Origin of the sequence: Coprococcus sp. LG101-27, from assembly GCF_027695515.1 — a bacterium.
GTDB classification, from domain to species: domain Bacteria; phylum Bacillota; class Clostridia; order Lachnospirales; family Lachnospiraceae; genus Allocoprococcus; species Allocoprococcus comes.
Genome location: NZ_JAQEUJ010000017.1, coordinates 65,547 through 76,483, shown reverse-complemented (window position 1 = coordinate 76,483; position 10,937 = coordinate 65,547). Strand labels below are relative to the sequence as shown.

At 43.4% G+C, this 10,937-nt stretch carries 14 protein-coding genes; all 14 read right to left on the bottom strand.

Features of this window, described 5'->3' with window-relative positions; translation table 11 throughout:
* Positions 1–105 precede the first annotated feature (105 nt).
* Entirely contained in the window at positions 106–456 is a 351-nt protein-coding gene (gene rsfS, locus PG766_RS12060; RefSeq protein ID WP_117559511.1) for a ribosome silencing factor, read from the bottom strand.
* A gap of 8 nt (positions 457–464) precedes the next feature.
* Entirely contained in the window at positions 465–1,067 is a 603-nt protein-coding gene (gene yqeK / locus PG766_RS12055; protein WP_117559509.1) for a bis(5'-nucleosyl)-tetraphosphatase (symmetrical) YqeK, read from the bottom strand.
* The gene (nadD, locus tag PG766_RS12050; protein WP_022221033.1) at positions 1,048–1,680 is read right to left on the bottom strand and encodes a nicotinate-nucleotide adenylyltransferase; all 633 of its coding nucleotides are present in this window, start codon (positions 1,678–1,680) and stop codon (positions 1,048–1,050) included. Before nadD ends, yqeK begins: the two co-directional genes overlap by 20 nt.
* A 17-nt stretch (positions 1,681–1,697) precedes the next feature.
* On the bottom strand, positions 1,698–1,988 hold the full coding sequence (gene yhbY / locus PG766_RS12045) for a ribosome assembly RNA-binding protein YhbY (RefSeq protein WP_008370480.1): 291 nt from the start codon (positions 1,986–1,988) through the stop codon (positions 1,698–1,700).
* Positions 1,989–2,020: 32 nt separating this feature from the next.
* Positions 2,021–3,304: a GTPase ObgE gene (obgE, locus tag PG766_RS12040; protein ID WP_270541884.1), complete on the bottom strand. Its 1,284-nt coding sequence runs from the start codon at positions 3,302–3,304 to the stop codon at positions 2,021–2,023.
* Between the two features lie 73 nt (positions 3,305–3,377).
* Positions 3,378–3,662, bottom strand: coding sequence for a 50S ribosomal protein L27 (rpmA, locus tag PG766_RS12035; protein WP_008370482.1), 285 nt, complete (start codon positions 3,660–3,662; stop codon positions 3,378–3,380).
* A gap of 5 nt (positions 3,663–3,667) precedes the next feature.
* Entirely contained in the window at positions 3,668–4,000 is a 333-nt protein-coding gene (locus PG766_RS12030) for a ribosomal-processing cysteine protease Prp (protein ID WP_008370483.1), read from the bottom strand.
* 15 nt (positions 4,001–4,015) lie between these two features.
* Positions 4,016–4,324, bottom strand: a complete 309-nt coding sequence (gene rplU / locus PG766_RS12025) for a 50S ribosomal protein L21 (RefSeq protein ID WP_008370484.1) — start codon at positions 4,322–4,324, stop codon at positions 4,016–4,018.
* A gap of 118 nt (positions 4,325–4,442) precedes the next feature.
* Positions 4,443–4,856, bottom strand: a complete 414-nt coding sequence (locus PG766_RS12020; protein WP_117823673.1) for a CBS domain-containing protein — start codon at positions 4,854–4,856, stop codon at positions 4,443–4,445.
* 89 nt (positions 4,857–4,945) lie between these two features.
* Positions 4,946–6,265 (bottom strand): aspartate kinase, encoded by a 1,320-nt coding sequence (locus tag PG766_RS12015; RefSeq protein WP_055157219.1) that lies wholly within the window; start codon positions 6,263–6,265, stop codon positions 4,946–4,948.
* A gap of 205 nt (positions 6,266–6,470) precedes the next feature.
* Entirely contained in the window at positions 6,471–6,953 is a 483-nt protein-coding gene (ybaK, locus tag PG766_RS12010) for a Cys-tRNA(Pro) deacylase (RefSeq protein WP_008370496.1), read from the bottom strand.
* Positions 6,946–8,136 (bottom strand): ribonuclease E/G, encoded by a 1,191-nt coding sequence (locus PG766_RS12005; RefSeq protein ID WP_270590870.1) that lies wholly within the window; start codon positions 8,134–8,136, stop codon positions 6,946–6,948. Before PG766_RS12005 ends, ybaK begins: the two co-directional genes overlap by 8 nt.
* Entirely contained in the window at positions 8,137–8,844 is a 708-nt protein-coding gene (locus PG766_RS12000) for a TIGR03936 family radical SAM-associated protein (RefSeq protein ID WP_117559502.1), read from the bottom strand.
* Complete coding sequence (locus PG766_RS11995; protein WP_270590868.1) at positions 8,828–10,693, bottom strand: TIGR03960 family B12-binding radical SAM protein; 1,866 nt, start codon at positions 10,691–10,693, stop codon at positions 8,828–8,830. Before PG766_RS11995 ends, PG766_RS12000 begins: the two co-directional genes overlap by 17 nt.
* Positions 10,694–10,937 lie beyond the last annotated feature (244 nt).

Here is a 10,937-nt window from a genome sequence, read left to right as displayed (position 1 = left end):
TAAGAATCTAATTATTTTTCCTTAACTTAATGACATTGGGCGCATGCCCTGCTTTTCACATTTAAAAAAAGAATGTGCCGAAGCACATTCTCATTTTGAATTCTTTTATAATTCTTCCGGATCAACCTGTTTTCCGTCTCTCCAGATTCTTTCCAGATCATAGAAAACACGGTTTTCTCTGTCAAATACATGAACGATAATGTCGCCAAAGTCAAGAAGCACCCAGCTTCCAAGGCCATAGCCTTCACGCTGTTTGACTTCATATCCTGCTTTTGCAAGTTCTTCTTCGACATTATCGACAAGAGCTCTTACCTGGCTCTCATTGGTTCCGTTTGCAATAATAAAATAATCTGCAAGCACAGAGATTCCTGCAATGTCAATTACACGGATATCTTCGCCTTTTTTGTCAGCGAGTGCTTCGCAGGCAAGTTTTGCCATCTCTCTTGACTGCTCGATTGTCTGCATCAGTTTTTGTCCTCCTTTTCGGAATCACTGTTTTTCAGGTTTTTATAATATAAAAATGTCTCTTCTGTCGCAGGATCTAACGTTGCACCTTTTTCGGCAAGATATGCAAGTGTATCTTCCAGAATACGGTAAAGACATGCATCGATATCTACAAATGCAAGCGCACGTACTTCCGGAAGATTTGGTGCAACATCTCTTCCAGGCTCAATATAATCTGCGATATAAATGATCTTATCAAGCAGAGACATATTCGGACGACCGGTTGTATGAGACTCGATCGATCGTAGAATCTCTTCATTTTCTATTCCATATTTTTTCCAGGCAAAAAATGCGCCCAGCTTTGCGTGCAGAAGTCCCGGATTTTTGTTCTCTGCATCGGAAATTTCGATATGATTTTTCTCGCAGAGCTTAATCTTTTCATCTGCCGGCACACATTTTGCACAGTCATGTAAAAGTCCTGCCGTCAAAGCCTGCTCCAGATTGGCACCATAACGCATGGCAAGGCAGCCTGCCGTATGCATCACACCGATCGTATGATCATAACGGTCTTTATCCAGGTACCGTTTTACTTTTTTCTGCATCTTAAGTATTGTTTCCGTCATGTTCACTCACCTGATATAATCTGTTCAAATCTATATAATCTGCAACCTTTTTCGGAATCGGAAGATCTTCTGTCTCTCCTCCTCGGATCATCTGCCGGATCTCACTGGAAGAAACCGGCATCACAGGGGTACGGAGAAGCCGGATATCACATGCATACTTTTCTTTCAAATATGTGATCTGACGGCGCATTTCTTTCGGCGCTCCTGCATCATCCCGATATGCTGCCAGGATGACCGCTGTTTTCAGAAGTCTTTCCGGACATTTCCAGGTTTCCAGATTGAAAAGAGAATCCGCACCGATGATAAAATAAAATTCATCCTGCGGATAAGTCTCTTTAAAATACTCCATTGTCTGATAGGAGTACGAAGTTTCCTTTCGATCCATTTCATAGGTACAAAGCCGGAAATACGGGATCTCTTCAATTGCAAGGCGTGTCATTTCGGCACGGTCCTGTAAATCTTTTCGTATTTCCGGATTTGATTTATGGGGCGGATTGCCGTTTGGCATATACCACACTTCATCCAGATGGAACTGCTGGTATGCATATTCACCAAGCATCAGATGCCCGTTGTGGATGGGATCAAATGTTCCGCCCATAATACCGATTCTCATAATCTATACTCCACTCATTAAGGAAGAACGATTTTCTTCTTGTCGTCTTTTCCCTCTTTATAAAGAACGATTTTTCTTCCGATAACCTGTACCACCTGGGAACGTGTACGCTCTGCAAGGATCTCTGCCATTCCACGCAGATCATCTCCACAGTTCTGAAGAACGTGAAGCTTGATCAGTTCTCTTGCTTCAAGCGCTTCTGCAACAGCTGCGGTAAGTTCCGGTGTTACGCTGGATTTACCGATCTGAAGGATCGGATCCATTGTCATCGCAAGGCTCTTTAAATAGGCTCTCTGTTTGGAAGTCATAAAACTTCTCCTTTCTGAAATTATGTTCTTTTCTAACGGTAATATTCAAACTGAAGACCGTACATACGGATAGTATCGCCTTCCTGAACACCTGCATTTTCAAGCTGTTCAAGGATACCGGTTTCTTTCAGGAATTTCTGGAAGAAAGCAAATCCCTTCTCGGAATCCAGATTGGTGTAACCAAGCATCTTTTCGATCTTTGGTCCCTCTACTACAAATATATCGTCTTCTTTTTCCACGGTATATGGAAGATCCATGTGGATAATCTCTTCTTCCGGGAAATATTCCTGTTCAAATACGATCGGCTTGTCATCCAGTTTCTGAAGTTCATTATTTACATAGTAAAGAAGATCAGAAAGTCCTTCTCCGGTCACACCGGAAATCGGGAATACCTTGATTCCCTTTGGTTCAAACTCATCTCTCAGTCTCTGGATCGGATCTTCATCTTCGGAATAGATCAAGTCAACCTTGTTCGCTGCAATAACCTGCGGACGCATGGAAATTTCTTTGTTATAGGCTTCCAGCTCAGCGTTGATCTTATAAATGTCTTCAACCGGATCACGTCCTTCGATACCTGCCGCATCCACAACATGGATCATCATCTTGGTACGTTCAATATGACGCAAAAATTCATGTCCAAGTCCGACACCTTCTGATGCTCCTTCAATCAGTCCTGGAATATCTGCAATAACAAATCCCTTTGCACCTTCCAGATCTACAACTCCAAGGTTCGGGCTGAGTGTTGTGAAATGATAATTTGCAATCTTTGGCTGTGCATTGGTTACACGGGAAAGGAATGTAGATTTACCAACATTCGGGAAACCTACAAGCCCAACATCTGCGATCACCTTAAGTTCCAGATTCACCCAGAGTTCCTGTGCAGGCTTTCCCGGCTGTGCATACTTCGGAACCTGCATGGTAGAGGTTGCAAAATGCATATTTCCAAGACCGCCCTTACCGCCTTTTAAGATAATCTGGCGCTGGTTCTCGCCCGACATATCGGCAATGACTTTATTGGTCTCTGCTTCACGGATAACTGTCCCTTCAGGAACTTTCAGGATCAGATCCTTTGCATCCTTACCATGGCAGCGCTTTTTGCCGCCTTCCTCTCCGTCCTGTGCTTTATATTTTGTTTTGTGACGGAAATCTACCAGTGTGTTAAGACCTTTGTCCACTTCAAAGATTACATCACCGCCACGACCGCCGTCGCCTCCGTCCGGACCGCCATTCGGAACATATAATTCCCTGCGAAAGCTGACGTGACCGTCGCCGCCCTTTCCGGATCGGATATATATTTTTGCTCTGTCTGCAAACATAATATGTCCTCCTTATTTATGACTAAAAACAAGGCTTCAAACCCAAAAAGTTTGAAGCCTCTGTTAGATCTGCTTATTCAGCTACTGGATAGATAGAAACCTGTTTCTTATCTCTTCCTTTTCTTTCAAAACGAACAACACCGTCAACCAGTGCAAATAATGTATCGTCACCACCGCGACCTACATTGATTCCTGGATGAATCTTTGTTCCGCGCTGTCTGTAAAGGATGTTACCAGCTTTTACAAACTGTCCGTCTGCTCTTTTTGCTCCAAGTCTCTTAGATTCAGAGTCACGACCGTTCTTTGTAGAACCAACTCCTTTTTTATGAGCGAAAAACTGAAGGTTTAATTTCATCATGGTTGTTACACCTCCTCGTATGTCAAATCCATATATTCTCTGTAGTTCTCATCTTCTGCAATCTCTTCCAGACCAAGAACCATCGCGTCAAGCAAAAGCTTTGCCTCGCGAGTCGGATTACCTTTAAGTCGATAGTCAATGAGTCCTTTGGATTCATCGGATACAAGGCTTGTACGGTCATCCGCAAATTTCTCAATGGCATTCAAAGTATTGATCGTAAGTACGGAAACAGCTGCGCAGACAATATCCTGTCCTTCTTCACTGAATCCTGCATGACCATGTGCTTTGAAACCTACACATTGATGTTTTTCATTTTTATAAATGGTTACTCGTATCATATAACCACCAGCTTCTTACGCGTTGATCTTTTCGATCTTAACTGCTGTATACTGCTGTCTGTGTCCGTTTTTCTTGTGGTAACCTGTTTTTCTCTTATACTTGTAAACGATAACTTTTTTAGCTTTTCCGTCACCAATTACAGATGCTTCAACTGTTGCACCTTCTACTACTGGTGTTCCAACTTTAAGCTCGTCACCACTTACTGCGAGAACCTGGTCAAAAGTATAAGACTGTCCGGCTTCCACACCAAGCTTTTCTACTTTAATGATATCGCCTTCGGCTACTTTGTACTGTTTACCACCTGTTGCTATAATTGCGTACATATGGCACCTCCTATTATCATTACTCGCCAACTACGGTGTCTGATCAAATCAGGACTTATAACCTCGTTGTGCGGCATACCTCTGTATTATACAGTGGTATACCGCACAAAGTCAACCCCTAATTTGCGATTTTTTTAATTTTTTCGTAACAATATCCGATAATGTCTTTACGTGTTATGATTCCTATGAAATTCTCCTGGTCATCTATGACCGGAACAAAGTTCTGATCCATCGCTTTTTCCATCAGATCTTCCATATTAGAATCAGCGCTTACCGGCCGGTAATCTGCCCTTCTCTCAATCTTCGTGATCGCAATGTCTTCTGCTCCTTTCAGATTCAGGATGTTCAGCTTCTTAAGTCCCCAGAGCAGGTCTCCTTCGGTGATTGTGCCGACGTATTTACCTTCCCGGTTGATCATCGGAATGGATGAGTATTTGTGGTACTCCATGATTTCCATTGCCTGTCTGAGCGTGTGGTAGTCATATACAAATGCCACTTCTGCTTTTGGCTTCAGGAAAAATAATATGTTCATTTTCGTATCCTCTCTTGTATGAATGTTCTGTACAGGGGAGTTTTCCCCAACACCTGTACTATACCATATTTGAGGATCGAATTGAAGATTTACAGCTGAGTGTTAACAAAAATATCATAAATTGCTTTGATTGCTGCTTCAAAGTCGTGCTCTCTCACACCGATGATAATATTTAACTCGCTGGATCCCTGGTCGATCATTTTTACATTGACATGTGCATGTGCCAGTGCGGAGAAAATTCTTCCGGCTGTACCGCGCGTCTGGCGCATTCCACGTCCAACAACAGCGATCAGTGCAAGATCGGATTCCAGTTCGATGTCATCCGGATTCACGGCACGGTGGATGCCCGCAAGCACTTTCTGCTCATGTTCTTCAAATTCATCCTGATGGACGAAGATAGTCATAGTATCAATTCCTGACGGCATATGTTCAAAAGAAATCCCTTCATCTTCAAATACACCAAGAACCTTGCGACCAAATCCGACTTCTGAGTTCATCATTGCTTTTTCAATTGTAATAGAAGCAAATCCACGCTTTCCTGCAATACCGGTAATTGTATACTTCGGCTTTCTGCAGGTTCCTTCTACGATCAGAGTACCCTTTTCTTCCGGTGCGTTTGTATTACGGATGTTGATCGGGATTCCTTCTTTACGAACCGGGAAGATTGCATCTTCATGTAATACGCTGGCACCCATATAAGAAAGTTCACGCAACTCTTTGTAAGTAATTGCTTCGATTCCTTTTGGATTCTTGATGATACGGGGATCTGCAATGAGGAATCCGGATACGTCTGTCCAGTTCTCATACATATCAGCATGTGTGGCTCTTGCAACGATCGATCCTGTTACATCAGATCCGCCGCGGGAAAATGTCTGGATCGTTCCGTCCGGACGTGCTCCGTAGAATCCAGGAATCACGGCACGCTCTACTTTTGAAAGTCTGTCTGCAAGTACCTGGTTAGTTTCTTCTGAAAGGAAGTTCCCATTTTCATCAAACTTGATCACTTCTGCCGCATCGATAAACTCATATCCAAGATAAGCTGCGATTACACGTCCGTTTAAATATTCTCCACGGGAAGCAGCATAATCTCTTCCGATCTTCTTTGCAAAATTATCACGGATGGTGGCAAATTCTTCGTCAAGAGAAAGAGTGATCCCAAGCCCTTCAATGATTTCCTGATATCTCTTCTGAATGTCAGCGAGTAATTCTGTAAATTTCTTCTCTTTTACAGCTGCGCCGTAACAACGATACAGCATATCTGTTACCTTGGTGTCGTCGGAAAAACGCTTTCCCGGAGCAGACGGTACAACGTAACGTCTTGATTCCTCTGAAAGAACGATCTTTCCTGCCTTTTTAATCTGTACTGCATCGGCAAGAGAGCTTCCGCCGAATTTCACTACCTTAATCATCTGTTGGTATTCCTCCATCTCTCAATTCATGTATTCTGATCTGCACATGGCAAACCTGCATTTTCTGTAGAAACACCGTGCAGATGTTTCTACACTTATGTAGTTATTACTTTATTACGCTGACGTGAAAAATGCAAGATTTTCTTTTGGAATCTATTGAAAATCTTGCATTTTGTCTAATAGAATTTCTTTTTTTGAAAACTTTCTATGCATGAATTACATCTGCAAATGTAGCATCCGCTGCTTTTCTCAAATCCTCCGGTGCAAGTGTCAGTTGTGCACCGATTCTTCCGGCACTTACATAAACTTTTTCAAACTGCTGTGCACTTGCATCAATGACCGTCGGAAAATGCTTTTTCATTCCGATCGAAGTGCATCCACCACGCACATAGCCGGTAAGCGGTGTTAACTCCTTTAAATGAAGCATTTCAATAGATTTTTCACCAACCGCTTTTGCAGCCTTCTTAAAATCAATCTCCGCTTCGATCGGGAGCACGAACACATAATGTTCACCACTTTTTCCAGTTGTGACAATGGTCTTGTAAACCTGTTCGTGAGGCAGATTCAGCTTGTCGGCGGTTTCAATTCCGTCTGTGAATTCATCGCATTCATAGGTCTGATATTCATAAGAAATTTTCTTTCTGTCTAAAATTCGCATTGCATTTGTTTTGACTTCTTTTTTACCCATGTAAACTTTCCTCCAGTGTTTTTCGGATTTTCTTTCGTGTAATTTCCACCAGCTGCAGTTTCGTCATTCCAATCACATTTCCCGGATTTGGGTCCTTCTTTAATTCCAGCTGCAGATACGCAAGAAGTTCTTTCTTCTCTTCTGCTGATTTCATGTTGATAAAATCAATAATAATGATACCGGAAATATTGCGGAGCCGGATCTGGCGGACTGCTTCCCTTGCTGCCTCCCGGTTGATCTCCGGAAAATGAGAATTCTTTTTCAGACATTTTCCAGAATTGACATCGATTACAGTCAGCGCCTCGGTTGGCTGGATCACCAGATAAGCCCCGGATTTCATCCATACCCGTTCTTGTCTGGCTTCTCGGATCGCCCCTTCCAGGTTATAGCATTTTACAAGTGGATAAGACGGATCCGTATACGCACGGAGAAGCGGAAGTTCATCTGGCATTTCCGTTTCCAGATAAGTCTGAACTTCTTTATACAAAGCTCCATCTTCTACCGTTTCCTCTACAATAATTTCCGTCAAATCTTTTTTGTAAATATCCCGGAGTGTCTGTACGCACGGATCCGGTGCACTCTGCAGACAGCTAAAGCAGGTCCGCATCTTGCCATATTCTACGATTCTGTGATAGTTCTCTGCCAGTTTGTCAATTTCGGCACGGATCTGTGTTTCTTCTGCTTCCACACAATTTGTCCGGAAAATCAATCCGAAATCACAGTCTATATAGTCCTGTCCCAGCTTTTGCAGTTCTTCTTTCCGGGCACCGTGAATTTTACCGGATACACCAATGGTACGATTGCCGGAAGTCAGTACTACATACTGCCCGGTGAAATTTAAGTTCCCGGTCACGACAGGCTGCTTGGTTTTCACTGCTTCTTTCTCCACCTGAACCAGAAGCTCATCACCGATCACAAGTGGCTTCTTTCCGATCTTATTGGTGAAAACCGGGGTATATTTTCCATCCAGCGCAAAATAGCATTGCTCACCATTGGCAATTTCAACAAATGCGCCACCGATATTCGGAAGGATTTTCCGTACTCTTCCGACATAAATTTCACCCAGGCGGCAGCTCTTTTTTTCTCCGCTACTGCCAAAGTGAAATTCCGTTACTTTCTCATCCTCTAAAAGTGCAAGCACCCGGCGGTTCATGCATTCCGTAAGGAGTACTTTTCGTTCCATCTATACAATCTCCGTTCCAAGCGCATCCAGTGGAACCAGAATCATCTTGCCCTCCGTGTCTTCGGATTCCGCAAAAGTTTCCAGTCTGTGGTGGGTAAAGGTCACTTCCTCCACATCCATACCAAGATAGCGGACAAACGCTTCTGTAACCAGCTCCGGCTTTAAGTTCTGGACACTTCCTGCTGCCACACGCATATAAATCTTTCCGTCCCGGCATTCCAGCTTGTAGATCATCGGACGAATGTCCACTTCTTTTTCACTCTTTTTCGTCTTTTTGACCACACAGATTTCATTCTGCGCATAAAAAGCTTCCAGCTTTTCAGCAAGATCTTCCGGCAGGCTGCCATTTTTTACCGAAGATAAATAGTCGGCACCTGCTACGATTGACATTCCTTTGCTTTTCTTATCATCCGGGATCTGCACAAAGCTGACGATCTCCATGCCGTCTACCATCTGTTCATTCAGCCGTCTGACTGCTTCTTTGCTGGCGATTGACTCGGTCAATTCGATATCAAAATATTCCCCGTCACTGGTAAGCCCTACGCCAAGTGGATTAGCGAAAGACATGATCATATGCGGGCTGTAACCACTGGTAAATGCGATCGGAATCTCGGCACGGCGAATCGCTTTCTGGAAATACCGCATGATATCCAGGTGTCCGATGAACTTCATCACTCCATTTTTCCGAAATTTAATTCTTGCCTTCAAAGCAGACACCTCCTCCGTAACTTGCTGCCCCACAGCCGGAACATTTTGCACGGCAGTTCGGGGTTACATTCCCTTCCATTGCATTCTTCCATTCTCTTATAAGGAAAGATTTTGTCACGCCACAATTGATGAAATCCCATGGGAAGATTTCATCTAATTCACGCTTTCTAAGATTATAGAAATCCATGTCTACACCTGTATTTTCAAAGGCCTGCAGCCATTTATCATAATCAAAATACTCATCCCACGCATCGTAAATACAGCCAAGACGGTAAGCCTCTTCCAGAACCTTTCCGACCTTCCGGTCACCGCGGGCAAAGACGCCTTCCAGAACGGTTACTTCAGCGGTATGCCAATTGTAGCGCAGACTCTTGCGGTTCAGCTGGTTGCGGAATGCTTCCTGTACAATTCCTGCACGGCGGATATATTCTTCCATCGGCTGCATGGTCGCCCACTGAAGCGGTGAAAATGGTTTCGGTACAAAGAAGGAACTACTTGCCGTGATCTGACATTTTCCATTTCTCTGATCCTTCGGAATTTCATAATACCGGCGTGCTACTTTATCTGCAAGAACAGCAATTCCTTCCATATCTTCCTGGGTTTCGGTCGGAAGTCCAAGCATGAAATAGAGCTTGACCTTCGTCCATCCACCTTCAAAAGCCTGTCCGGCTCCATTTAAAATGTCATCTTCCGTCAGACCTTTATTGATTACATTACGCATCCTCTGTGTTCCGGCTTCCGGGGCGAAGGTCAGACTGCTCTTACGCACATCCTGCACCTTGCTCATAACATCCAAAGAAAATGCATCGATACGAAGGGACGGCAGGGAAATGTTGACGCCCTGTGTGTGGAACTCATCGATCAGGAAGGTGACGATCTCTTCCAGTTCGTTGTAATCACTGGAACTTAAAGAACTTAAGGTGATCTCTTCATGTCCCGTATTTTTCAGCATTGCACGTGCCGTCTCTTTGAGCATGTTGATATCACGCGGACGTGTCGGACGGTAAACCATTCCCGCCTGACAGAAACGGCATCCCCGGATACAGCCGCGCTGGATTTCCAGAACCGCTCTGTCCTGGGTTACTTTGATAAACGGAACAACCGGCTTTAACGGATAAGTTGTCTGGCTCATATCTGCTGCAACTACTCGCTTGATTTTTTCTTTTGCATGTGGGTTGTTTTGCAGGAAAGATTCAATCGTGCCGTCTTCTTTGTAAGTGACATCATAAAAAGAAGGAACGTAAATTCCCTCGATCTCTGCTGCCATTTCCAGAAATTCTTTCCGGCTTTTTCCGGCTCTCTTCCACTTTTTGTATGCTTCCAGAAGTTCATCATAAACCACTTCGCCCTCTCCGATATAGAACATATCGAAAAATTCAGCCAGTGGCTCTGTATTGTAAACACATGGTCCACCACCAATGACAAATGGATCTTCTAAAGTTCTGTCTTCACTGTGAAGTGGAATACCGGATAAATCCAGCACCTGCAGTACATTGGTGTAACACATCTCAAACTGTAATGTGATGCCAAGAAAATCAAACTCCTTCACCGGATCCTGAGATTCCAGGGCAAAGAGCGGGATATGTTTTTCACGCATGATCTTGTCCAGATCAATCCATGGAGAGTAGACTCTCTCGCACCAGGTATCCTCCCGGCGGTTGAACATATCGTACAGAATCTGGATTCCCAGATGGGACATACCAACCTCATATACCTCCGGAAAACACATTGCAAACCTTATATCTACCGCTTTTTTGTCCTTCATGACCGAATTGACTTCATGGCCAATGTAGCGGGCAGGTTTCTCTATATTCAGTAAAATATCATCATCTAATGCTAATTTCCTCATTTTTCCTCCATTTTCAGTTTATTTATTTGTGATTTTCGCACAATTTTAAGCGTATAAATTTTACAATTTATAATATTTTCAATTTTAAAACCACTTTATTTTTTACCGTTTTTTTGCAAAAAAATGCCCCAAATTTTACCCCGCTTTTTGCTGTTTTACGACTGTTTTTCAGTCGTAAGAATTGTATGCGACTACTTACGACTGAATGCGACTACAGCGATACTTTATCATATTATATAATACT

Excerpts from the sequence above, each read along its gene's own strand:
- yqeK (WP_117559509.1), bottom strand. The coding sequence starts at position 1,067 with ATGACGGAAACAATACTTAAGATGCAGAAAAAAGTAAAACGGTACCTG.
- nadD (WP_022221033.1), bottom strand. The coding sequence starts at position 1,680 with ATGAGAATCGGTATTATGGGCGGAACATTTGATCCCATCCACAACGGG.
- yhbY (WP_008370480.1), bottom strand. The coding sequence starts at position 1,988 with ATGACTTCCAAACAGAGAGCCTATTTAAAGAGCCTTGCGATGACAATG.
- obgE (WP_270541884.1), bottom strand. The coding sequence starts at position 3,304 with ATGTTTGCAGACAGAGCAAAAATATATATCCGATCCGGAAAGGGCGGC.
- rpmA (WP_008370482.1), bottom strand. The coding sequence starts at position 3,662 with ATGATGAAATTAAACCTTCAGTTTTTCGCTCATAAAAAAGGAGTTGGT.
- PG766_RS12030 (WP_008370483.1), bottom strand. The coding sequence starts at position 4,000 with ATGATACGAGTAACCATTTATAAAAATGAAAAACATCAATGTGTAGGT.
- rplU (WP_008370484.1), bottom strand. The coding sequence starts at position 4,324 with ATGTACGCAATTATAGCAACAGGTGGTAAACAGTACAAAGTAGCCGAA.
- PG766_RS12020 (WP_117823673.1), bottom strand. The coding sequence starts at position 4,856 with ATGAACATATTATTTTTCCTGAAGCCAAAAGCAGAAGTGGCATTTGTA.
- PG766_RS12015 (WP_055157219.1), bottom strand. The coding sequence starts at position 6,265 with ATGATTAAGGTAGTGAAATTCGGCGGAAGCTCTCTTGCCGATGCAGTA.
- ybaK (WP_008370496.1), bottom strand. The coding sequence starts at position 6,953 with ATGGGTAAAAAAGAAGTCAAAACAAATGCAATGCGAATTTTAGACAGA.
- PG766_RS12005 (WP_270590870.1), bottom strand. The coding sequence starts at position 8,136 with ATGGAACGAAAAGTACTCCTTACGGAATGCATGAACCGCCGGGTGCTT.
- PG766_RS11995 (WP_270590868.1), bottom strand. The coding sequence starts at position 10,693 with ATGAGGAAATTAGCATTAGATGATGATATTTTACTGAATATAGAGAAA.